Origin of the sequence: Xanthomonas sp. 10-10 (assembly GCF_040182365.1) — a bacterium.
In the GTDB taxonomy this organism is placed as follows: domain Bacteria; phylum Pseudomonadota; class Gammaproteobacteria; order Xanthomonadales; family Xanthomonadaceae; genus Xanthomonas; species Xanthomonas arboricola_F.
Genome location: NZ_CP144460.1, coordinates 3,814,831 through 3,838,455 on the forward strand (window position 1 = coordinate 3,814,831; position 23,625 = coordinate 3,838,455).

General features: G+C 62.5%; 21 protein-coding genes. 10 read left to right on the top strand and 11 right to left on the bottom strand.

The window, feature by feature from the left end; all coding sequences use genetic code 11:
- Positions 1–13 precede the first annotated feature (13 nt).
- Complete coding sequence (pgeF, locus tag VZ068_RS15985; protein WP_349655850.1) at positions 14–829, bottom strand: peptidoglycan editing factor PgeF; 816 nt, start codon at positions 827–829, stop codon at positions 14–16.
- A gap of 1 nt (position 830) precedes the next feature.
- A complete protein-coding gene (gene rluD / locus VZ068_RS15990) occupies positions 831–1,826 on the bottom strand; it encodes a 23S rRNA pseudouridine(1911/1915/1917) synthase RluD (RefSeq protein WP_349655851.1) in 996 nt (331 codons plus the stop codon).
- Between the two features lie 120 nt (positions 1,827–1,946).
- Between rluD and VZ068_RS15995 the strand changes: the two genes are divergently transcribed.
- Together VZ068_RS15995 and VZ068_RS16000 are read left to right on the top strand one after the other, a co-directional pair.
- A complete protein-coding gene (locus VZ068_RS15995) occupies positions 1,947–2,828 on the top strand; it encodes an outer membrane protein assembly factor BamD (RefSeq protein ID WP_259152348.1) in 882 nt (293 codons plus the stop codon).
- 332 nt (positions 2,829–3,160) lie between these two features.
- Positions 3,161–4,147, top strand: coding sequence for a hypothetical protein (locus tag VZ068_RS16000; RefSeq protein WP_349655852.1), 987 nt, complete (start codon positions 3,161–3,163; stop codon positions 4,145–4,147).
- A gap of 9 nt (positions 4,148–4,156) precedes the next feature.
- Here the strand turns inward: VZ068_RS16000 and VZ068_RS16005 are convergent, their stop codons facing one another.
- Positions 4,157–5,797 (bottom strand): NAD+ synthase, encoded by a 1,641-nt coding sequence (locus VZ068_RS16005; RefSeq protein WP_349655853.1) that lies wholly within the window; start codon positions 5,795–5,797, stop codon positions 4,157–4,159.
- Between the two features lie 22 nt (positions 5,798–5,819).
- A complete protein-coding gene (locus tag VZ068_RS16010) occupies positions 5,820–6,191 on the bottom strand; it encodes a DUF559 domain-containing protein (RefSeq protein ID WP_259152353.1) in 372 nt (123 codons plus the stop codon).
- Positions 6,192–6,451: 260 nt separating this feature from the next.
- On the opposite strand from VZ068_RS16010, the gene VZ068_RS16015 reads away from it, so the two are divergent.
- A complete protein-coding gene (locus tag VZ068_RS16015) occupies positions 6,452–6,835 on the top strand; it encodes a hypothetical protein (RefSeq protein ID WP_349655854.1) in 384 nt (127 codons plus the stop codon).
- A gap of 81 nt (positions 6,836–6,916) precedes the next feature.
- Here the strand turns inward: VZ068_RS16015 and sucD are convergent, their stop codons facing one another.
- Entirely contained in the window at positions 6,917–7,792 is an 876-nt protein-coding gene (gene sucD / locus VZ068_RS16020; protein ID WP_047124757.1) for a succinate--CoA ligase subunit alpha, read from the bottom strand.
- A 24-nt stretch (positions 7,793–7,816) separates the two neighbouring features.
- Positions 7,817–8,986: an ADP-forming succinate--CoA ligase subunit beta gene (gene sucC, locus VZ068_RS16025; protein WP_016901264.1), complete on the bottom strand. Its 1,170-nt coding sequence runs from the start codon at positions 8,984–8,986 to the stop codon at positions 7,817–7,819.
- A gap of 232 nt (positions 8,987–9,218) precedes the next feature.
- On the opposite strand from sucC, the gene VZ068_RS16030 reads away from it, so the two are divergent.
- Together VZ068_RS16030 and VZ068_RS16035 are read left to right on the top strand one after the other, a co-directional pair.
- Positions 9,219–10,832: a HAMP domain-containing sensor histidine kinase gene (locus tag VZ068_RS16030; RefSeq protein ID WP_349655855.1), complete on the top strand. Its 1,614-nt coding sequence runs from the start codon at positions 9,219–9,221 to the stop codon at positions 10,830–10,832.
- A gap of 355 nt (positions 10,833–11,187) precedes the next feature.
- A complete protein-coding gene (locus VZ068_RS16035) occupies positions 11,188–12,582 on the top strand; it encodes a sigma-54 dependent transcriptional regulator (RefSeq protein WP_349655856.1) in 1,395 nt (464 codons plus the stop codon).
- Between the two features lie 617 nt (positions 12,583–13,199).
- On the opposite strand, the gene pilB is transcribed toward VZ068_RS16035, so the two are convergent.
- The 5 genes from pilB to VZ068_RS16060 form a co-directional block, all read right to left on the bottom strand.
- The gene (pilB, locus tag VZ068_RS16040; protein WP_259162348.1) at positions 13,200–14,936 is read right to left on the bottom strand and encodes a type IV-A pilus assembly ATPase PilB; all 1,737 of its coding nucleotides are present in this window, start codon (positions 14,934–14,936) and stop codon (positions 13,200–13,202) included.
- A 140-nt stretch (positions 14,937–15,076) separates the two neighbouring features.
- The gene (locus tag VZ068_RS16045) at positions 15,077–15,676 is read right to left on the bottom strand and encodes a methionine biosynthesis protein MetW (RefSeq protein ID WP_259162349.1); all 600 of its coding nucleotides are present in this window, start codon (positions 15,674–15,676) and stop codon (positions 15,077–15,079) included.
- Positions 15,669–16,709, bottom strand: a complete 1,041-nt coding sequence (locus VZ068_RS16050; RefSeq protein WP_349655857.1) for a glycosyltransferase family 2 protein — start codon at positions 16,707–16,709, stop codon at positions 15,669–15,671. Before VZ068_RS16050 ends, VZ068_RS16045 begins: the two co-directional genes overlap by 8 nt.
- A 2-nt stretch (positions 16,710–16,711) precedes the next feature.
- On the bottom strand, positions 16,712–17,506 hold the full coding sequence (locus VZ068_RS16055) for a glycosyltransferase (protein ID WP_259162353.1): 795 nt from the start codon (positions 17,504–17,506) through the stop codon (positions 16,712–16,714).
- 4 nt (positions 17,507–17,510) lie between these two features.
- Positions 17,511–17,816, bottom strand: a complete 306-nt coding sequence (locus VZ068_RS16060; RefSeq protein ID WP_349655858.1) for an SMR family transporter — start codon at positions 17,814–17,816, stop codon at positions 17,511–17,513.
- A gap of 419 nt (positions 17,817–18,235) precedes the next feature.
- Between VZ068_RS16060 and VZ068_RS16065 the strand changes: the two genes are divergently transcribed.
- The 5 genes from VZ068_RS16065 to coaE all read left to right on the top strand — a co-directional run bounded on the left by VZ068_RS16065 (position 18,236) and on the right by coaE (position 23,623).
- Positions 18,236–18,652, top strand: a complete 417-nt coding sequence (locus VZ068_RS16065; protein ID WP_349655859.1) for a pilin — start codon at positions 18,236–18,238, stop codon at positions 18,650–18,652.
- A gap of 171 nt (positions 18,653–18,823) precedes the next feature.
- The gene (locus VZ068_RS16070) at positions 18,824–20,713 is read left to right on the top strand and encodes a hypothetical protein (RefSeq protein ID WP_349655860.1); all 1,890 of its coding nucleotides are present in this window, start codon (positions 18,824–18,826) and stop codon (positions 20,711–20,713) included.
- Between the two features lie 182 nt (positions 20,714–20,895).
- Positions 20,896–22,098, top strand: a complete 1,203-nt coding sequence (locus VZ068_RS16075) for a type II secretion system F family protein (protein ID WP_349657730.1) — start codon at positions 20,896–20,898, stop codon at positions 22,096–22,098.
- Between the two features lie 6 nt (positions 22,099–22,104).
- Positions 22,105–22,968, top strand: coding sequence for an A24 family peptidase (locus tag VZ068_RS16080; RefSeq protein WP_002812278.1), 864 nt, complete (start codon positions 22,105–22,107; stop codon positions 22,966–22,968).
- A 13-nt stretch (positions 22,969–22,981) separates the two neighbouring features.
- A complete protein-coding gene (gene coaE, locus VZ068_RS16085; protein ID WP_259162376.1) occupies positions 22,982–23,623 on the top strand; it encodes a dephospho-CoA kinase in 642 nt (213 codons plus the stop codon).
- Positions 23,624–23,625: the final 2 nt, after the last annotated feature.

A 23,625-nucleotide genomic window follows, 5' to 3' on the forward strand; every position in this document is an offset into this window, starting at 1 on the left:
AACAGCGGCGCGCTCAGGGCGCGATCCAGGCCAGCGTGGCCATGCGCCCGCTGCGACGATCGCGGCGATGCGAAAAAAAGCGTTGCGGATCGGAAATGGTACACAGCCCGCCGCCATGGATCGCGTGGGCCGGCACGCCGGCACGCTGCAGGCGCTGGCGCGCCAGCGCATACAGATCCACCCGCCAATGCCCCGGCCGCGTGGCGCTGAAGGCGGCCTGCGCCTGCGCGTCATCGGCGAGGAAGGCGTCGAACACGTCCTGACCGATTTCATACGCCTGCGGTCCGGCTGCCGGCCCCAGCCATGCGACCAGCCGCGACGCCGGCGTGCGCATGGCGGCCACGCTGCGCTCCAGCATGCCATCGGCCAGCCCACGCCAGCCGGCATGCGCTGCGGCCACTTCGCTGCCGTCTACAGCCGCCAGCACCACCGGCAGGCAATCGGCAGTCAGGATCGCCAGCACCACGCCAGGCACGGCAGTGACCGCCGCATCGGCCGCGGGCTCGGACGCAGCGGGCGCGTGATCGCCTGCTGGAGCCGACTGCGCACCCGGTGCAAGCGGCGGCGCTTCGACGCGCACGACCTCGACGCCGTGCACCTGCCGCAACCAGTGCGGCGCGCTCGGCAACGCCAGCGCCTGGGCCAGCTGTGCCCGGTTGCGCTCCACCTGCTCGGGCGTATCGCCATCGGCACTGTTGCGATTGCCGAGGTTGAGCGTGTCGAACGGTGCCAGCGAGCCGCCCAGGCCGTAACGCAAGGTGGTCAGCGCCTGGATACGCGGTGGCGCCGGCCAGTCGGCCGGCAGCACGAACGGTGCAGCCACTGCCATGTCAACGGCGCGCCAGCTCGGCCGCGCGTGCACTGTCGTCGCGCAGCGCGGTCATCAGCCGCTGCAGGTCGGACGGCACCGGCGCGCTGGCGCGCACCGGCTCGCCGCTGACCGGGTGCAGGAATTCCAGGGTTTCGGCATGCAGCGCCTGGCGCTTGAAGGTGCGCAGCTCGTGCACCAGTTCGTCGGTGGCGCCCTTGGGCAGCTTGAGCGCGCCGCCGTACAGCGGGTCGCCGACGATCGGCGATTTCAGGTGCGCCATGTGCACGCGGATCTGATGCGTACGCCCGGTTTCCAGCCGGCATTCCAGCGCGGTGTGCGCGCGGAAGCGCTCGCGCAGGCGGTAGTGGGTGACCGCATCGCGGCCGTCGTCGCGTACCGCCATCTTCAGGCGATCGCGCGGATGGCGGTCGATCGGCGCATTGGCGGTGCCACCGGAGACCAGCGCACCGACCACCACCGCCAGATACTGGCGATGCACATCGCGCGCAGACAGCTGCTCCACCAGGGCGGTCTGCGCCTGCACGGTGCGGGCGACCACCATCACGCCGCTGGTGTCCTTGTCCAGCCGATGCACCACGCCGGCGCGCGGCACCGCCGACAGCGCCGGGTCGCGGAACAGCAGCGCATTGACCAGGGTGCCGTCCGGGTTGCCCGCGCCCGGGTGCACCACCAGGCCGGCCGGCTTGTCGATCACCAGTACCTGATCGTCTTCGTACAACACGTTCAGCGGGATGTCCTGCGGCGCCGCATGGGTCTGGGTTTCCAGCACCACCTGCAGCTGCACGCTCTCGCCGCCGCGCAAGGTGTCGCGCGGACGCGCCATTTCGCCATCCAGCAGCGCATCGCCGGACTTGATCCACTCCGACAGCCGCGAGCGCGAGAATTCGGGGAACAGCTCGGCCAACACCGCGTCGAAACGGCGCCCTGCGGCGTTATCGGGCACGATGGCCTGACGGATGGACGGGTCGATGGGGTCGGCAGATGGGTCGGACATGGACACTGGCACTCGGGCAAAAACGGGAATTTGGGGGTCCGCGCGGCAGGAGTCAGTCGCCGGACAGGCCACTAGGCTATCATCGCGCTTTCGTTTTCCTGACGCGTCCTGCCCAGACCCATGATCCGACGGTCCACGTTTTCCGCGCCTGCGCGCCTGATTGCCCTCATGCTGGTCATGGCGTTCGTCGTCACCGGCTGCCACCGCGGCGCCAAGGACAAGAATCCCGACGAGGGCATGCCGGTCGAGCAGCTCTACGGCAAAGGCCACGGCCTGATGGAGAAAGGCAACTGGGCTGGCGCCGAAGCCAGCTACAAGCGCCTGATCGCCCAGTACCCGTATGGTCCGTACACCGAGCAGGCGATGATCGAAACCGCCTACGCGCAGTACAAGGCCGGCAAGCACGACGATACGGTGTCCAGCGTCGACCGCTTCATCCGCACCTATCCCACGCACCGTAATATCGCGTACCTGTACTACCTGCGCGGGCTGGCCAACAGCAACCGCGACACGGTGTTCCTGCGCCGGGTGTGGTCGCTGGATCCGAGCCGTCGCGACCTGTCCTCGCCGCAGCAGGCCTACAACGACTTCAACACGGTCACCGACCGTTATCCCAACAGCCGCTACGCACCGGACGCGCGCAAGCGGATGATCGAGCTGCGCGACGTGTTCGCCCAGCACGAACTGGACAACGCGCTGTACTACCTGCGCCGCAACGCCTGGGTGTCCGCAGCCGGTCGTGCCAACTATCTGCTGGAAACCTACCCGCAGAGCGCCTATCAATACGATGCCGTTGCGGTCCTGGCCGAGGCCTATACGCACCTGGGCAACAAGACCCTGGCCGCAGACGCGCGCCGCGTGCTGGAGCTCAACAGCCCGCAGCACCCGTGGCTGACCGGCGACTGGCCGAAGTACCCCTGGGCGATCCGCAAGCTCAACCCGTTCGCCGGCGAGAAGTCCGCCGCTACCGGTCAGCGCAATGCACAGATGAATCGCGACTGAGATCATCAGTCGCCGGTGTCATGAGAAAGGGGCCGCAAGGCCCCTTTTCTATTGCGGCGACGCGGATGCAGCCACACGCCTGCGGACGGCGCGCTGATTGCCGCAGGCGCTTGTGGGGTCTGACGACGGCGACGCCTGATCGACCGGGAGATTGCCTGTCCAGCATCGCGCGTCTGCGCCCCCCCTGCCCCGTAGCGCGGGTCGCAGCGACCTGCGACAGCTGCGGGCACGTCGCAAGACCCGGCACCAGATCACCGAACCGCTCCTGCGCGCTGCCTATACTCGGTTTGAACAAGATCCGACTCCCCGCTGGCGTCAGCTCAGGAGGCCGCATGTCTCGCCACATCGCCCCGTTCGTGCTCGCCCTATTGCTGGCAGCAATAGCCACGTCTACTACCGCCGCGCCCATCGTCTACGGCGTCAACGCCCACGACAACCGCCCTGGCTATCCCATGAGCCAGGCCGAGGCACGCTTCAAGCTGCTGGCGGCACGCAATCTGCGCAGCTACCGATTCGATGTGGATCCGCGCGACTACGCAACGCTCGATGCGCTGGTCCCACTGGCGCGCAAGTACGGCATCACGCTGCGCCCGATGGTCTATCCGATGTCGCGCGAGATCGGGTATCAACTGGCGCGCCGCTATGCGGCCGACATCAAGGTCTGGGAGATCGGCAACGAACAGGACCTGGTACGCGCCGAGGCCGATGCCCGCATCGCGGCGATGACCACCATGTATCTGGGCATGCGCCAGGCTTCCAACGAACTGGGCGCTGGGCTGCGTTTTACCATCAACATCACCGCCTGCAACAGCGACGACCGCAGCGTCAACGCGCGCTGCCCGGGCGACCGCAATGGTTCGCTATGGTTTCTCGCCAAGGCCAAGGCAGCCGGTTTCGACTTCGACCACATCAGTTTCCACTACTACGCATTCCACCACGATGCCGGCTACTGGACGGACCTGTATCTGGGCCAGCTGCGCACGGCGGCGCAGACCTACAAGACACCGATGTTCTTCAACGAGCTGAACTGCGCCGAGGTCTATACCGGCAATACCACCGGCGGCGCGCAAGGCGATGGCGGCTGCTACGACAGCCTGGCGCAGCTGCTGCGCAACGTGCGCACCAACTATGCCGACGTGGTGTCGGAGATCAATGTCTACGAGTTGCTGGACCAGACCACCATCCAGGGTGCGGAAGGCCACTTCGGCCTGATGTACGACCTGACGCGGCCCAAGCCGACCCTGGAGCTGCTCACCCGCTTCGCCCAGGCGCCGGCCGCCGCAGCGGTGGCCGATGCGCCGGGCTACCGACCGGAATAGCCGTTCGGGCTACTGACCGGTATAGCCATTGGTGATCGGGTAACGCCGCTCGCGACCGAACGCACGCCGCGACACCTTCGGCCCGGGCGCAGCCTGATGGCGCTTCCATTCGTTGATGCGCACCAGGCGCAGCACATGTTCGACGGTGTCGGCCGCGTAGCCGGCGGCGACGATCTCATCGCGCGACTGCTCCTGGTCGACATAGCGGTACAGGATGCCGTCGAGCACATCGTAGGGCGGCAGCGAATCCTGGTCGGTCTGGTTGTCGCGCAACTCGGCCGATGGCGGACGCGAGATCACCGCTGGCGGAATGACCGGCGCACCGCCGACGGTGTTGCGCCATTTCGCCAGGCCGAACACTTCGGTCTTGTACAGATCCTTCAGCGGCGCGTAGCCACCACACATATCGCCGTAAATGGTGGCGTAACCCACTGCGTATTCGCTCTTGTTGCCGGTGGTCAGCAGCAGCCCGCCAAACTTGTTGGACAGCGCCATCAGGATCACGCCACGGCTGCGCGACTGCAGGTTCTCTTCGGTGATATCCGGCTGGGTGCCCTCGAACATCGGCCCCAGCGCGGCGAGCAAGCCTTCGAAGGCCGGCTCGATCGCGATGGTTTCCAGCTTCACGCCCATCGCGCAGCATTGTTCCTCGGCCAGATCGTTGGACAGACCGGCGGTGTAGCGCGACGGCAGCCGCACGGCGGTGACGTTATCGCCACCCAGCGCATCGACCGCCATCGCCAGTACCAGCGCCGAATCGATACCGCCGGACAGCCCCAGCCACACCTTGCTGAAGCCGTTCTTGCGGCAGTAATCCTGCAGGCCACGCACCACCGCGCGCCAGGCCAGCGCGTCCATGCTCTCGTCGCCATCGTCCACCCACACCACCGGGGTGAAGCGGCGTTCGCCGGCGGCGTAGTCCACCACCAGCCATTGATCGACAAACGCGGCGGCGGCCGGATGCACCGTGCCATCGCCGTCGGCCACCACCGAGGCGCCATCGAACACCAGCGCGTCCTGGCCGCCGACCACGTTGAGGTAGGCGATTGCCGCCCCGCTCTCGCGCGTGCGCTCGGCCAACAGCGCGTCGCGCTGCGCGTGCTTGCCGCGCTCGTAGGGCGAGGCATTGGGCACCAGCACCAGTTCGGCGCCGGCCTGCACGGTCTTGGCCAGCGGCTCGGCAAACCACAGGTCTTCGCAAATGACGACACCCACCTGCACGCCCTTGATCGTGACGAGGCAGTTGTCGCCATCCGGGTCTACGTCGAAATAACGCCGTTCGTCGAATACCGCGTAGTTGGGCAGTTCGCGCTTGCGGTAGGTCGCCTCGATGCGGCCGTCGCGCAGCACGCTGGCGGCGTTGTAGACCACGCTGCCGGCACTCTGTGGCCAGCCGACCACCGCGACGATGCCGCGGGTACTCGCCGCGATGCGCGCCAGCGCCTGCTCGCAGTGCGCCAGAAATCCCGGACGCAGCAGCAGATCTTCCGGCGGGTAGCCGCTGATCGCCAGTTCGGGGAACAGCACGATGTCGGCCTCGAACTCATCGCGCGCCGTGGCAATGAACTCGATGATGCGATCGGTATTTTTTGCCACCGCCCCAACCGGGAAGTCGAACTGGGCCATGGCGATGCGGAGGGTCTGGGACATATCGGCAGCCTTTTGCAGATTCCTACCGAACGCCGGAAGGAGGAAGAGAGAAGCGGGCAACGCCCAGCCGTTGCGCAATCGCGTCGCAGACAGCGTCGGTGCGCACCAGCACCTCATTATTCCAGAAGCGCAGCAGCTGGAAGCCCCTGCGGTGCAGGAAGACATCGCGCGCGGCGTCCGCGCGGGGCAGCAGGTGCTGGCTGCCGTCGATTTCGACGATTAACGCCTGGGCAAGGCAGACGAAATCGACGATATAGGGCCCGATGGGGAACTGACGCCGGAATTTGAAGCCAAGCAGGCGTCGATCTCGCAACCGATACCAAAGCGCGTGCTCGGCTGCGGTCATCTCACGACGCAGGTGCTTGGCGAATCCGGTCTTGGCGGCGTGGCGCATCGGCATGCTTGGTAGGGGGTATCGCCAAGGTGGCTTGTACCGCCCGAGTGGCGCTATCGGTGTTGACGGCGCCTTGGCGTCGGAGATCGCCGCGTGGGAAGCGCCCTCACCCCTACCCCTCTCCCGCAAGCGGGAGAGGGGATGTCGCAGCCGGTGGGCGCCTGGGCAGCGAGAGTTGCACGACCGTAGCGTGCTTCGTCGATCAAGCAGGCGACGACCGCCCTGGCATTCCTCGGGAACATGATCTCAGCCCCCCGCTGTTGCTGTTGCTGTTGCTGTTGCTGTTGCTGTTGCTGGTGCTGGTGCTGGTGCTGTTGCTGTTGCTGTTGCTGGTGCTGGTGCTGTTGCTGTTGCTGTTGCTGTTGCTGGTGCTGTTGCTGTTGCTGTTGCTGTTGCTGGTGCTGTTGCTGGTGCTGTTGCTGGTGCTGTTGCTGTTGCTGGTGCTGTTGCTGGTGCTGTTGCTGTTGCTGTTGCTGGTGCTGTTGCTGTTGCTGGTGCTGTTGCTGTTGCTGTTGCTGTTGCTGTTGCTGGTGCTGGTGCTGGTGGTGCTGGTGCTGGTGCTGGTGCTGGTGGTGGTGGTGCTGTTGTTCTTGCTGTTGCTCCCTTCTCCCGCCTGCGGGAGAAGGTGCCCGAAGGGCGGATGAGGGCACGCCTCCAAGCACCAACAAAAAAGGCCGCCCGAAGGCGGCCTCTCTGACGCTCGCACGCTTGCGCGCGCGGCGTGCTTACTTCACCAGCGCAGCGATCGCCGCACCCAGGTCGCCCGGCGAACGGACGGTCTTGACGCCAGCGGCTTCCATCGCCGCGAACTTGCCTTCGGCAGTGCCCTTGCCGCCCGATGCGATCGCACCGGCGTGGCCCATGCGCTTGCCGGCCGGCGCCGAGGCACCGGCGATGAAGCCGACCACCGGCTTCTTGACGAACTGCTTGATGTACTCGGCGCCAGCTTCCTCGGCGTCGCCACCGATTTCGCCGACCATGATGATGCCTTCGGTCTGCGGGTCTTCGTTGAACAGCTTGAGGCAGTCGACGAAGTTCAGGCCGTTGATCGGGTCGCCACCGATACCGATGCAGGTGCTCTGGCCCAGGCCCACTTCGGTGGTCTGCTTAACCGCTTCATAGGTCAGGGTGCCCGAACGTGACACGATGCCGATCTTGCCCGGCTTGTGGATGTGGCCCGGCATGATGCCGATCTTGCACTCACCCGGGGTGATCACGCCGGGGCAGTTCGGCCCGATCAGCACGGTGTCCGGATGCGAGCGGGTCAGCACGTTCTTGACGCGCAGCATGTCCAGCACCGGGATGCCCTCGGTGATGCAGACGATGACCTTGATACCGGCCGCGGCCGCTTCCAGGATCGCATCAGCCGCATACGGCGGCGGCACGTAGATCACCGACGCGTCTGCGCCGGTGGCCTTGACGGCGTCGGCCACGGTGTTGAACACCGGCAGGTCGATATGCGTGGTGCCGCCCTTGCCCGGCGTCACGCCGCCAACGACCTGGGTGCCGTACTCGATCATCTGAGTGGCGTGGAAGGTGCCCTGCTGGCCGGTAAAGCCCTGCACGATCACCTTGGTGTTCTTGTTAATCAAAACGGACATGGATAGTTCCTTCGGTGTCGTGGATCAGGCGGCGTTCTTGACAGCTTCAACGACTTTCTTGGCGCCGTCGTTGATGTTGTCGGCCGGGATGATGGCCATGCCGCTGTCGCGCAGCAGCTGCTTGCCTTCTTCCACGTTGGTGCCTTCCAGGCGCACCACGACCGGAACCTTGACGCCCACTTCCTTCACCGCCGCGATGATGCCCTCGGCAATCATGTCGCAGCGGACGATGCCGCCGAAGATGTTGACGAAGATGCCTTCGACCTTGTCCGAGGACAGGATCAGCTTGAACGCCTCGATGACGCGCTGCTTGTTGGCGCCGCCGCCCACGTCCAGGAAGTTCGCCGGCTCGCCGCCGTTGAGCTTGATGACGTCCATGGTGGCCATGGCCAGACCGGCGCCGTTGACCATGCAACCGATGTTGCCGTCCATGGTGACGTAGTTGATGTCCAGCTCCGAGGCGGTCACTTCGGTCTCGTCTTCCTGCGTCTTGTCGCGCATGGCGACCAGCTGCTTCTGACGGAACGCGGCGTTGTCGTCGCTGTCGAACTTGCCGTCCAGCGCATACAGGTTGCCGTCGTCCAGGATCGCCAGCGGGTTGATTTCAACCAGCGCCAGGTCCTTCTCGTTGAACAGGCGGTACAGGTTCACCATGATGCTGGCGAACTGGCCGGCCTGCTTGGCGGTCAGGCCGAGCTTGAAGCCGAAATCGCGGCCGTGATAGCCCTGCACGCCTTCGACGAAATCGACGTTGAGCGAGTGGATCAGCTCCGGCGTCTCGGCGGCGACCTGCTCGATCTCGACGCCACCCTCGCTGGAAGCGATATAGGTGATGGTCTTGGTGCCGCGGTCGACCAGGATCGACAGGTACAGCTCCTTGACGATCTCGCCGGCGGTGGTCACCAGCACCAGATTGATCGGCAGCTCGACGCCGGCGGTCTGGTAGGTGGACATCTTGGTGCCGAGCATCTTGGCCGCTGCGGCCTTCACGTCGTCGGTGGTCTTGCAGAACTTGACGCCGCCAGCCTTACCGCGACCGCCCGCGTGGATCTGCGCTTTCACCATCCAGGGGCCCTTGCCCAGGGAATTGGCGACTTCAACCGCTTCGTCCGGGGTCGCCGCGACCTTGCCGGCCGGAACGGGGATGCCGTACTCGGCAAGCAGCTGTTTTGACTGGTATTCGTGGAAATTCATGCGTCACCGTGGGAAAAGGAAACGACCGCTGCGTGCAACGCAGACCGCCTGAGCGGCACGTCAAGAGACGCGAACGGGCCGCCTATTGTGGCCGACCACGCCGTGCGGCGCAAAATTCGCCGGGATTGGCCGCCCCGTCGCCGCGCTTGCGCGCCGCCCGACACTGTGCACACGCGCTGTGCGCAGCACCGCAGCTGCCTATACTCGCGGCTTGTTCGGACGGGGAATCGGCTTGGCACCCATCGCATCGCTCATCGCCCGGGTCCAGTCCGCGCCGCAGCGCGAGCTGTACTTTTTTTCGCTCTACCGGGTGCTGGTGGCCGGGTTGATTGCCGCGCTGGTGTTCAGCCCCTTGTCCGACGCGATCCCCGAGCCGCGCTACCCGCGGCTGGCTGCCGCGGTGGCGATCGGCTACCTGTGCATGGCCATCCCGTTGCTATTCTGGGGCCGCAGCGAACGCCGCCTCACCGCCACCGTGCTGTGCGCGGTGGTGGCCGACATCCTCGCCGCGACCCTGGCCACCCACGCGCTGCCCGGTGCCAGCGCCGGCATCGCGATGATGCTGCTGTTCAATGTCGCTGCCGCCTCGATCCTGCTGCGCCTGCGCTACGGCATGAGCATCGCAGTACTCGCCAGCGGCGCCATCGTGCTGGAATACCTGTGGACCCTGTTCGAAGGCGGCGGCGCCACCCGCCCGGTGGCCGAGCTGGCCATGTTCGCCACCAGCTACGTCGCAGTGGCCTTCATCTGCGAGCAGATCGCCTCGCGTGCGCGCAGCAACCAGGTCCTGGCCGAAGAACGCGGCGCCCAGGTCGCCAACCTCTACGAGATCAACGAACTGATCATCCGCCGCATGCGTACCGGCGTGCTGGTGGTCGACACCCACAACCACATCACCCTGGCCAACGAGGCGGCCCTGGCCCTGCTCGGCGATGGCGACCAGCGCAATGCGCCGGCCGACCTGTCGCTGGTCGCGCTGACCCCGGAACTGGCGCGCCGCCTGCAGCGCTGGCGCAGCGGGTGGCGTCAGGAAGAAGCTCCGCTGCAGTTGGGTGCCGACCGCCCGGAAGTGCAGCCGCGCTTCGTGCGCCTGCTGGCCGACAGCGACCTGGTGCTGGTCTTCCTGGACGACGCTTCGGTGGTCTCGCGGCGCGCCGAGTCGCTGACCCTGTCGGCCATGGGGCGCTTTTCGGCCAGCCTGGCACATGAGATCCGCAACCCGCTGGCAGCGATCAGCTACGCCTCGCAGCTGCTGGAGGAATCGCCCGATATCGGCGATGCCGATCGTCGCCTGCTGCAGATCATTCACCAGCAATGCCAGCGCACCAACGGCATCGTCGAAAGCGTGCTCGGCCTGGCGCGCCGCGAACGCGCCAGCCCGGAAAACCTGGACCTGGCCGCGTTCGTGCGCCGCTTCGTGGTCGAGTACCGGCAGACCTTGTCGATGGAAACCGACATCCTGGAAGCCAGCATCCAGGGCAGCTCGGTGCATGCCCTGGTCGACCCCAAACACCTGCACCAGATTCTCACTGCCCTGGTCCACAACGCGCTCAAGTACGGCCGCGTCATGGACGAACCCGCCCGGGTGAAGTTGCGGGTCGAACGACAGGACCGCATGGCGGTGATCGATGTCATCGATCGTGGCCCCGGCATCCCGGAGACGGTGGCCGCGCAACTGTTCCGGCCGTTCTACACCACCTCCGAACACGGCACCGGACTCGGCCTGTACATCGCCCAGGAGTTGTGCCGCGCCAACCAGGCGCAACTGGACTATGTCTCGGTTCCGGGCGGTGGGGCATGTTTCCGGATTGCATTGCAGGGGCCCAACAGCTTGCTGGGCAAGTGAGTTTGCCGATTCGGGCGTTTTGCCAGTGCAGGTGCGGGCGGCCGTGCACCGATGTTGCATCGCGTGTGGGCATGCGCTAGACAAGCAGCGTCCAGCGCTGTCCTTGTGCCATCGCCGATGGTTTCGAGAGCCGCTTGCCGATGCTCAACCGCTTGAAAAACGGCAGCAAAAGCAGGCATCCGTCGACGAGCGGGCCGCGTGCAACTCAGATCACCTGTGACTGGCAACCGCGCCGAGGCCTCGATGGCCGTCCGCCATTTCTGGGCAGCGTTCAAGCAGATCCTTCGACCAGCCGCGCCGCGCCCTCACTGCCGGCAATTGTCGAGTGTCGTCACGCTGGGATATCGTGCGCGGCATGAACGAACCGAAAAGTGCCCTGGTTGTCGATGACGAGCGTGACATTCGCGAACTGCTTGTTCTCACCCTGGGCCGCATGGGCCTGCGCATCAGCACCGCCGCCAACCTGGCCGAAGCGCGCGAACTGCTGGCCAACAACCCCTACGACCTGTGCCTGACCGACATGCGCTTGCCTGACGGCAACGGCATCGAACTGGTCACCGAAATCGCCAAGCATTACCCGCAGACTCCGGTAGCGATGATCACCGCGTTCGGCAGCATGGACCTGGCGGTGGAAGCGCTGAAGGCCGGCGCCTTCGACTTCGTCAGCAAGCCGGTGGACATCGGCGTGCTGCGCGGCCTGGTCAAGCACGCGCTGGAATTGAACAACCGCGACCGCCCCGCCCCGCCCGCGCCGCCACCGGAGCAGGCCAGTCGCCTGTTGGGCGACTCCGGTGCAATGGAAGGCCTGCGCGCCACCATCGGCAAGGTCGCGCGCAGCCAGGCGCCGGTCTACATCGTCGGCGAATCGGGTGTGGGCAAGGAACTGGTCGCCCGCACCATCCATGAGCAAGGCGCCCGTGCGGCCGGCCCGTTCGTGCCGGTCAACTGCGGCGCCATTCCGGCCGAATTGATGGAAAGCGAATTCTTCGGCCACAAGAAAGGCAGCTTCACCGGCGCCCACGCCGACAAGCCCGGCCTGTTCCAGGCCGCGCATGGCGGCACGCTGTTCCTGGACGAAGTGGCCGAACTGCCACTGCAGATGCAGGTCAAGCTGCTGCGCGCGATCCAGGAGAAATCGGTGCGTCCGGTCGGCGCTTCCGGCGAAACGCTGGTGGACGTGCGCATCCTGTCGGCCACGCACAAGGACCTGGGCGACCTGGTCTCCGACGGCCGCTTCCGGCACGACCTGTACTACCGCATCAACGTGATCGAACTGCGCGTGCCGCCGTTGCGTGAGCGCAACGGCGACCTGCCGCAACTGGCCGCCGCCATCATCGCGCGCCTGGCGCGCAGCCACGGCCGGCCAATCCCGTTGCTGACCCAATCAGCACTGGACGCACTGAATACCTACGGATTTCCGGGCAACGTCCGCGAGCTGGAAAACATCCTCGAACGCGCCCTGGCCCTGGCAGAAGACGACCAGATCAGCGCCAGTGACCTGCGCCTGCCCGCCCACGGCGGCCACCGCCTCGCGGCCACCCCCGGCAGCGCCGCCATCGAACCGCGCGAAGCCGTGGTCGACATCGACCCCGCCTCGGCCGCCCTGCCCTCCTACATCGAGCAACTGGAACGCGCCGCGATCCAGAAGGCGCTGGAAGAAAATCGCTGGAACAAGACCAAGACCGCCGCGCAGCTGGGTATCACGTTTCGGGCGTTGCGTTACAAGCTCAAGAAGCTGGGGATGGAGTAGAGAAGCCGGGATTGGGGTTGGGATTGGGATTGGGATTGGGATTGGGATTGGGATTGGGGTTGGGGTTGGGGTTGAGAATGTGGGATCGTAAAAGCGCTGCAGTTTCGACTGCCTTAACTGCACCGACGCAGGGGCAGGTGAGAGCGCACGCGCTGATTACCTTCACGCCTGCCTGAGCTCAATGCCGATTCCCCATCCCAAGCGCAACCAAGGAAGTTTTCAACAACTCTTTGATGAGCTTCCGGTCAATACCGGAAGAATTTTTATAACGCGTAAGCGCTTGAGTTTCACCATGGACCAATGCCGCGACCAGGCGGCATCCCAAGTTGCCCGCTATATCCTGAGTTGTTCAGGGTTTCTCGACAGAACGTAGCGAGCAGCCGTCAGGTAGCCATGGACGGCGCGCACGCGGAATGCGCGCGTGCCAATGAGGAGTCCAAGCACCGGCCGCGTCCGCCCGGCGGCGGCGAGCCGCTTGTCAGTGGCTCCAAATCCTTTCGCATCCACGTCATAAACGTCCGAGGACGGATCAGCGCAGCACCCACCGCATCACAAGCGCCGACATCTGCCCTTCTCCCGCCTGCGGGAGAAGGTGCCCGAAGGGCGGATGAGGGCGCTCAGTCCTTGGTCACGCGATTGATCTCGGCCAGACTAGTCACTCCATGCGCGGCTTTGACCAACGCCGACTGACGTAAATCCCTGATGCCGATCTTCTGGGCGGCCTCAGCGATCTGCATCGCGTTGCCACCTTCCAGCACGATCGCACCGATCTCGTCGGTCATCGGCATCACCTGATAGATACCGGTACGGCCCTTGTAGCCTTCGGTGCATTCGTCGCAGCCCACCGCTTCATACAGCTCGATACCGGCAGCGATCTGCGCCGGCGTGAAGCCTTCGGCCAACAACGCATGCTCGGGCAACACCGCCTTGCGCTTGCAGTTGTTGCATAGGCGGCGCGCCAGACGCTGCGCGATCACCAGGGTCACCGACGAGGTGATGTTGTAGGGCGCGATGCCCATGTTCATCAAACGCGCGATGGTCTGTGGCGCATCGTTGGTATGCAGCGTCGACAGCACCATGTGACCGGTCTGCGCCGCCTTGATCGCAATCTCGGCCGTCTCCAGGTCGCGGATTTCGCCGACCATGATGATGTCCGGATCCTGGCGCAGGAACGAGCGCAGGGCCGCCGCAAAGGTCATGCCGCGTTTGTTGTTCTGCTGGACCTGGTTGACGCCGGGCAGGCGGATTTCCACCGGATCCTCGGCAGTTGAGATGTTGCGCGTCTCATCGTTCAGGATGCCCAGCGCCGTATACAACGACACCGTCTTGCCCGAACCGGTTGGCCCCGTCACCAGCACCATGCCGTAAGGTTTGTGGATCGCATCCAGGAACAGCTTCTGCTGATCCGCTTCGTAGCCCAGTTTCTCGATCCCCAGCTTGGCCGCACTGCCGTCCAGGATACGCAACACCACCTTCTCGCCGAACAGGGTCGGCAAGGTGCTCACACGGAAGTCGATCTGCTTGGTCTTGGACAGGTTGAGCTTGATGCGCCCGTCCTGCGGCACCCGCTTCTCGGCGATATCCAGCTGCGACATCACCTTCAGACGCGCGGCGATGCGCTGGCTCAGCTTCACCGGTGCCTTGGCCACGTTCTTCAACAGCCCGTCGATGCGCAAGCGCACCCGGTAATCGTCTTCGTATGGCTCGAAATGGATGTCGGAGGCTCCCCGCCGTATCGCATCCACCAGCACCTTATTGACGAACTTCACCACCGGCGTGTCGTCGCCTTTCGCATCGACCCCGGAATCCCCGCCGGCGCCCATGTCCTCGTCCCCGGACGAGACGTCCAGGTCTCCCATTTCTTCGTCATCGTCACCAAGTGACGCGCCAAAAGACGCATTACCTGCTTGCCACTGCTCCAAGGTTCGACGGATCTGATCCTCGTCAACCAGAATTGGCTCAACCACCAGGTTCGTATGGAACTTGATGTCATCCAGGGCCCTAGTCTGTGTCGGATTGCTCACCCCCACAAATAACCGGTTACCGCGCTTGAACAGGGGCAGCACTTGAAACTTCTGCAGCAATTCTTCGCTAACCAACTTGATTGCATTCTGATTAGGATCGAACGATGACACATCAAGTAGCGGCATCCCGAACTCCACCGAGTTGGCAGCTGCTAGTTGCGAAGCGGTCACCAGCTTCTTCTCCGAGAACCATTGCGGCAACGGGACCTTGGCAGTAGCGGCCTGATCCATCGCAGCACGCGCCGCGCCTTCATCCAGAGCACCGTCCTGCACAAGCCGCCGGGCAATGCCCGTGATGCCAACCAAGTTGGCGGTGACGACGCTATTCATAGATTCCTGCCCCTCATTTCATCATGCTCATGGTAGACCGGCATTGGCTGCAGCGGATGTTATGCCTGACCAGCCTGGCCTTGCGTGCCCATGGCCCCTGACTGACATCCTGGCTCAACCACCCGCGCAGGATCCGCACCTTAGATGTCACGTACATAGAGTGTCTGCATTTCATGATGCGTGAGCCAATCGCCCAGCCAGCGTTGATCGAGCGGAAAATAGCGTGACAGTTCCAACCTGAAACCTGTCTCGGTCAAAAGCTCTGGGCGCGAAAGAAACCCGTTATCGATGAAGGTCAAATGTGTGGGATCGCTGCGAAACCCCGCCTTGCCCGGCACGATCACCAGCAATCGTTGCACGCCCAAACGACGGGCAGCCCGGGCCAACTTGCCAAAAATCTCCGCTGGCGCCTCAAGATGCTCCAGGACATGACTGACCACCATCGATTCGAACCGAACCGAATCAGGGACGACGCGCAACTGCCAGTCGTCAGCCAATCCGTCATAGTGGTCTACCGCGAGCCCCCGGCTGCGGCAGTACGCAACAGTTGCAACGTTGTACTCCAGCCCCATGGACCCCTCGGGCAACCGTCCAAGCAACTCCCCCACACCGCAGCCGAAATCCAGCGTCGGGCCGCGCAACAACGATTGCGCACTGCGCAGATAGAGCTTGCGCACCAGTTTCCTGAGCGGCGCACGATCGGTCTGATAGCTGGTGTAGCGCTCATCGAAGTCAGCCACGCCGACCCTCACCCGGTTTTCTATTGACCAGCAGGTGCAGAGTCCGCGCAGGCACGGCAGCGATATCGTAGGCAAGGAAACCCAGGATGAGCTGGATCCCCACGATCACCTGCAGCGCTGCGAGCATCACGCTACCTGCAGAACTGAAATACCCCGTCTGCGCCGATTGCAGCCAGAAGAACACGCCGGTCGTCGCACCGGAGAACAGGAACAGCACGCCTGCAACCAACTCCAACGATGCCAGGGACAGGTCGCGCAGGAAATAGTTGTAGAAGATCCGCTTTCCGAAGTTGCGTAGATGTCGGATGGCGAAATCCAGGACGATCTTGCGCACACTCAGGTTACTGACTTCGTCGCCATACCGTGCATCCATCGGCACATCGACCACCACTGCCCGGATGGTATTCAAGCGAAACAGCATGTCGCTCTCGAAAAAATACCGGCGACTGATCTTGTCCAGCGGCATGCGCGCCACCACGCTCGCATGCACGGCCGTATAGCCATTGGTCGGATCGAAAATGTCCCAGTACCCGGAAGACAGCTTGGTCAGAAACGACAATGCGGCATTGCCGATAATCCGCATCTTTGGCATCCGACCGATCTGCGCCAGGTCGTAGAAACGGTTGCCCTTGGTGTAATCGGCCTCGCCTCGAACGATCGGCCCGATCAGCTCCGACAACGCATCCGGATCCATCTGACCGTCGCCGTCCATCTTCACGATGATCTCCATGCCATCGGCAACCGCGGCCCGATAGCCAGCGATCGTGGCCCCCCCGACGCCCAGGTTGGAGGGATTGCGACACACCACCACCCGTGGATCCGCGCACCGCTCCTCCACCCAGGTGCCGCTGGCGTCGGGGCAATGATCGTCGACCACATAGATGCGTTCGACCTGCGCGGGAATGGAAGCCAGCACATCGAGCACCTTGCTCCTGACCCGGTAGCAGGGAATGACAACCGCCAGGCGCACCTCGAACCTCGCCTCGTCGGTCCTGGGCCACGGATTGGTGGCGTGCTGCACTGCAGTCTGCATGGTCACCCCCCGGCGCTGTAGGAGAGACGATAGACGCGGGCCAACAACGCAGCAACCGTACGCGGCCAGAAGCGTTGAAACATCATCAGATCCTCGGCGGCTCGCATACCCGACAGCACCCCGTCGCTGGTAGTACTTGCGGCATGCACACGATGCAGCATGGATACCTTGCGCACACGCACGAACGCCCCTTGCTGATCGGCTGCGCGCGTCCACGCGTCCCAATCCAGGTTCAACCTAAGATCTTCCCGGAAAACGCCCCAGCCGGCGTCCTTGCGAACGGTCACCGACGGGCATGGCACCGCGCACCCGAACATCAACAGACGCCGCTTCGAAGCCCTTGAGCGAATCACGGATGTCCCCAGAAAACCCATCTCCTGCAAGATCCACTTGACCGCCAACATCGGCGTCATTATGCGCCGCTGCTCGCCCGCCAGTTCGCCGTAACCGGTCATGACCAACACGGCACCAGGCTCCTGCGCGATGGCCGCCTTGGTCTCGCCTGCGAAGTCGGGCAGATAGACATCGTCCTGATGCGCCAACGTGACCCAGCGTGCAGACGCGGTGCCCAGCGCCAGATTCCAGTCGTGACCGATGCCCCGCGGCGCATCGGCATGCACCACCAACCTGGCGCCATAGCGCGCCGCCAGTCCCGCGATTTGCGGGCTGGGGGTGGACGTGCTGATCAAGATCGGAGATGGCGACGACTGCGCTGCCAACGAGCGCAGACACGCGTCCAGATAAGGCGAATCGCCGTATGCGGGCACTACGAACGCATGGTCGACCGTGCCAGGCATCGCCTTAGCCTGCCTGCGCGGTAAGCGAGACCAGCGCAACCCCGGTGGAGATCAGCACCAACCCAACCCATTGCCACGGCGTCAATCGCTCCCCGTAGAGCAACCAGCTGAGCAGAGCCAGCAGGAGATAGAAGAAGGCGCCGGAAATCGCAAACGCAACACCCAGCTTGACATGGCGAACCACCAGCATCCAGACCAGAAACCCGATGCCCTGCACCGCCACCGCAGTGATCACACTGGGCGACAGCACCGCCGCCAAAAACCAGTCGCGTCCCGTGGGCGCTGGCGTCCGCGCAGCGATTTGGGTCAACCCATGCTTTACCAGCAGCTGGCTTCCGATAGTCGAACACGTCACGAAAAAAATTAGAGGTATTTCACGTATCATCACATTGCCGCGTTCGGGATGGGGCCTGACCGCGCATCGAATGCCTGCGTGTCGTCGAGAACAGCATAAGTGCTGCGAACCGACCGCACCACTTGCGCAAACGGGCCGGAAAGAGTGACAAATTTGGTCACCCTCTGACCCATTTGGTCGCCGCGCAGAGCTGCAGCTCCGGTCGAGTCCGCCTGAGCGCTTGTTAAACGGTAAGCTGCTGGAGTTGGCACGTCCTTTGCTTTGAACAACACGTGGTGGTCACGCACAGCCACGGCCCGATCCCTGCCAATCAGGGCAACGGTCACCGAAGTGCTCTATCCAGTCCCAATCCAATCCAAGCCAAGGCCGAATCAATGAAAAAGAATATGCAGCAGGGCTTCACCCTGATCGAACTGATGATCGTGATCGCCATCATCGCCATCCTGGCCGCCATCGCGCTGCCGGCCTATTCCGACTACACCAAGAAGGCCAAGGTCTCGGAAGTCGTTCTTGCTGCTTCGGCGGGTCGCACCACCATCTCTGAGTATGTAGCCGCCAACAATGGCTCCTGCCCGACGTCTAGCGTTATTGACACCCAGTCGTCTGCCTATGTGAATGGCCTCAGCAACAGCGGATGTGTCATTACTGCTGTCAGCCGCGTCACAGGCGCTACTGGCAATATCGTTCTGACCGGCACCGTTAACTCCACCACTTACCAGGTTGACTGGGTCTGCGGCGGTACTGTTGACACCAAGTTCCGTCCGGGTTCCTGCCAGGGCACCAAGCAGTAATCTACTCTGCTCAAAAATAAAAAACCCCGGGCTCCCGGGGTTTTTTTTTAACAATTAAACGGACAGAAAATGCGGCCCTTATCATCCAAGCCCTCGCCAACGAGCCTGCTTGTCATTGCGACGGTAATTTGCATCGTCCTTTACTGGCCCGGGCTTGACGGCCCATTTTTAATGGATGATGAGCAGCATCTTGCTTTAGTTCAGTCTTGGCATAACGGAGCAATCGGCTTTTGGGACATGGCTGCCGGCAACGGCAATTGGATTTTGCATAGATCACTAGCCATGATGACGCTAGCCATCAACGTAGTCATAGGGGGAGAAACAAGCTTTTCTCTGAAGACCGGGAATCTAGTACTGCATCTGATCTGCGGATGGGTTGCCTATGCCACCTTCCGCCGAATGCTTGCGCTGGATAAAAATCTGAGCAAGCACTCATCATTGATTTCCGCGTTGATTTGCTCCATCTGGCTGCTTCACCCACTAAACGTGAGCACAGTACTTTACGTTGTGCAACGCATGAGTCAGATCGCTACAATTTTCCCACTTCTTGGTGTATGGCTTTATATTACGACCCGACAAAAGATGCTTAAAAAAAGCATTGCACCGGTCACAGCATTTTCACTCCTTTTCCTCGGGCTTCCAGCACTTACCCTCCTGGGAATCCAGGGAAAGCAAAGCGCCATAGTCCTTGTAGGACTTTGCCTAGTAGTTGAGCTAGGGTGGCTTAAACAACCAAGGGAGTGGGATGGCTTACTAAAAATATTTTACACAACTTTCGTAGCCCTGCCGATAATTATTCTTCCAGCACTTGTGTACTGGCAATGGAATACCCTCCAATCAGCCATGCTTGAATGGGGCATGACACCAATCGAGCGCCTAATCAGCGAACCCCGCGCAATATGTCATTATATTCGAATGCTCATAATGCCGTACTCACCAGCAATGGGCATCTATACAGACGATTTCGCTATATCTCATAGCCTTTCAAGTCCAGCGACTACTACTCCCGCGATAATAGGGCTACTTGCGGTCAGCGCTGCAGCTATATCCTGCCGAAAACGGCTCCCAGGTTTTTTTGTTGGCTGGTTTTGGTTCTTGGTCGCACATTCGGTAGAGGCCAGCATTGTTCCAATCGAGCTTTATTATGAACATCGCAACTATTTGCCTCAGCTTGGGCTTTGGTTAATGCTTATCGACCTAATTGCCGCCGCACTTCGCAAGCTTAGCCAATACGGAACCCGATCAAACGCGATCGGCTGGACGTTTGCATTAGGTTTTATTGGCGTAATTTGCGCACAAACCTGGTCGAGAGCATTGGTTTGGCAAACTCAATTAGGCATCAGCCTGGCTGCAATTGATAGCCACCCCAATTCCGCAAGGGCCCATATTGCCTTCGGCTTTGCAGCCATGCAAAGCGGGCTCGTCGGAGACACGTATAATGCTTTCCAGCGCCTAGCCTCCAATTCCGACCCAAGAATTTCCGGCATCGGTAAAATTGAATTAACCATACTAAACTGTCACCTCCACAAGGACAGTGATCCATCCTTATTGGAGGCCGCAGCACAGAATTCCCCACGCTTTATAAATCCCGTCCTGCCATATGCGATATCAAATTTACTTGAAATCCGCGAACGAGACGGTTGTGGCCGGATTACACCAGCCCTGCTCGCCAATACTATTGTGAGCATTTTGAATCAGGCAACAGACCACAGAGAAGCATCGCAATCAAAATGGACGCTTCGATACAATGCTGCACTTGCCTATTATCAAGCTGGCGATTGGCAGCACGCGCTTGAACAGACTCGTCTGGCTTGGCCGAATAGTCCAGACCCTACGATTGCCTTACTGCATGTTAGGTTACTACTCAAGGCCGGAGACATTGAAGGTGCCAAGAAGACTTTTTGGGACCTAATGCGTCGCGCCGGTTATACTGAAATCAAACAACTGCCCACAGCAACCCGCGGCACAGCACTGCGCGCGGTCCTCAAAGAAATAAATGAGTACGCCGCTCATAATTCAGTAGCCGGGCTGGACGAATCAGGCACTAGTCTCGCGCAGTGATACTCAACCCTCTGAGCATCACGTCCAGAGGGTTGCTAGACTTGACTGAAGCGTGCTACTTGCGACGCGAACGGCTATCATCACAGCACTAGGCTGGCATGGGGTGCCGGCGGGGGAGATAGGCCTTGGCTGCGATCACTACGGCGAAAAAACCGCCGACCACGACGAACCGTATGAATCAGATGGCAACCTTTGTCTGGGAGGGGACAGACAAGCGCGGCGTCAAGATGAAGGGGGATGAGCTCGCCCGCAATGCCAACATGCTGCGTGCCGAACTTCGGCGGCGCGGCATCACGCCGACTGTGGTCAAGACCAAGCCCAAGCCGCTGTTCGGCGCCGCCGGCAAGCCTATCAAGCCCAAGGACATCGCGTTCTTCAGTCGGCAGATGGCGACCATGATGAAATCGGGCGTGCCGATTGTGGGATCGCTCGAAATCATCGGCGAGGGCGCCAAGAACCCGCGCATGAAGAAGATGGTCGGCGAAATCCGCACCGACATCGAGGGCGGCCTGTCGCTCAACGAGGCCATCAGCAAGCATCCGGTGCAATTCGACGAGCTGTACCGCAACCTGGTCAAAGCGGGCGAAAGTGCCGGCGTTCTCGATACTGTGCTGGAAACGGTGGCGACATATAAGGAAAACATCGAAGCCCTGAAGGGCAAGATCAAGAAGGCGCTGTTCTATCCGGCGATGGTGATGGCCGTTGCGCTGATCGTCAGTTCCATCCTACTCATCTGGGTTGTACCGCAATTCGAAACCGTCTTCTCCAGCTTTGGCGCGGAGTTGCCGGCGTTTACCCAGATGATCGTGAATTGTTCACGTTTCATGGTGTCGTGGTGGCTGCCGATGTTGCTGATCGCAATCGGCTCGGTCGTCGGGCTAGTGATGGGCTACAAGCGCTCGCCGAAAATGCAGCATCTGTTCGACCGGCTGATCTTGAAGGTGCCGGTCATCGGCAAGATCATGCACGACAGTGCCATTGCCCGGTTCGCGCGTACCACGGCGGTGACCTTCAAGGCTGGTGTTCCGTTGGTGGAGGCGCTGAGCATCGTGGCCGGCGCCACCGGCAACAAGGTCTACGAAGAAGCGGTGCTGCGCATGCGCGACGACGTGTCGGTCGGCTACCCGGTCAACCTGTCGATGAAGCAGGTCAACCTGTTTCCGCATATGGTGATCCAGATGACCGCCATCGGCGAAGAGGCCGGCGCATTGGATACCATGCTGTTCAAAGTGGCCGATTACTTCGAGCAGGACGTGAACAATGCGGTAGATGCCTTGAGCAGCCTGCTGGAGCCGATGATCATGATCTTCATCGGTGTCGTTGTCGGCGGTATGGTGATCGGCATGTATCTGCCCATCTTCAAGTTGGGCGCAGTCGTTGGATAAGACGTAATGGCATTTCTAGACCAGCATCCCGGTCTCGGCTTTCCCGCCGCGGCCGGACTGGGACTGCTGATCGGCAGCTTCCTGAACGTGGTAATCCTGCGCTTGCCCAAGCGCATGGAGTGGCAGTGGCGGCGCGATGCGCGCGAAATCCTGGAGCTGCCGGACATCTACGAGCCGCCGCCGCCGGGGATCGTGGTGGAGCCCTCGCACGACCCCGTCACCGGCGACAAGCTCAAGTGGTGGGAGAACATCCCGCTCTTTAGCTGGCTGATGCTGCGCGGCAAGTCGCGCTACAGCGGCAAGCCGATCTCCCTCCAGTACCCGCTGGTGGAGCTGTTGACCTCGATCCTGTGCGTGGCCAGCGTCTGGCGCTTCGGCTTTGGCTGGCAAGGCTTCGGCGCAATCGTACTGAGCTGCTTCCTGGTGGCGATGTCGGGCATCGACCTGCGCCACAAGCTGCTGCCGGACCAGCTGACCCTGCCGCTGATGTGGCTGGGCCTGGTCGGCTCGATGGACAACCTCTACATGCCGGCCAAGCCCGCCCTGCTGGGCGCGGCGGTCGGCTATGTCTCGCTGTGGACGGTGTGGTGGCTGTTCAAGCAGCTCACCGGCAAGGAAGGCATGGGCCACGGCGACTTCAAGCTACTGGCCGCGCTCGGCGCCTGGTGCGGGCTGAAAGGCATCCTGCCGATCATCCTGATTTCCTCGCTGGTCGGCGCCATCCTCGGCTCGATCTGGCTGGTGGCCAAGGGCCGCGACCGCGCCACCCCGATTCCCTTCGGCCCCTACCTGGCCATTGCCGGCTGGGTGGTTTTCTTCTGGGGCAACGATCTGGTGGACGGCTACCTGCACTTCGCAGGCTTGCGTTGACTGGGGCACGGCGATGAGCGATTTCATCGTCGGCCTCACTGGCGGCATCGCCTCCGGCAAGAGTGCCCTCGCCGCCGAGTTCGAGAAACTGGGCGTACCCGTGATTGATGCCGATATCGTTGCGCGGCAGGTCGTGACGCCCGGTCCCATCCTCGATGCCATCACCGAGCAGTTCGGCCACGGGATCCTGTTACCGGATGGGACACTGGACCGCCAAGCGCTGCGTCAGATCGTCTTCGGCGATCCCACGCAACGGCGGACGCTCGAAGCGATCACCCATCCTGCAATTCGGGCCGAGCTACAACGTGCGGCACTGGCCGCCGATAGCCTCTACGCCATCGTCGCGATCCCCTTGCTCACAGAAGCCGGCGGGCGGATGACGTACCCGTGGCTGGACCGCATCCTGGCTGTCGATGTCCCGGTTGCGACGCAGCACGCGCGACTGATTCAGCGCGACGGCAGTACACCAGCGTTGGCCGATCAAATGATTGCCGCTCAAGCCTCGCGCGAACAGCGCTTGGCCATTGCCGATGATGTCGTGAGCAACGAGGGTCATGCAAAACACCTGGCAGGAGCGTCAGCCAAGCTGGATGCGGACTATCGCGTACGCGCGTTGGCCAAGCGGGGCACGGCAGCCACCTTCCAGCATTCCTGAAC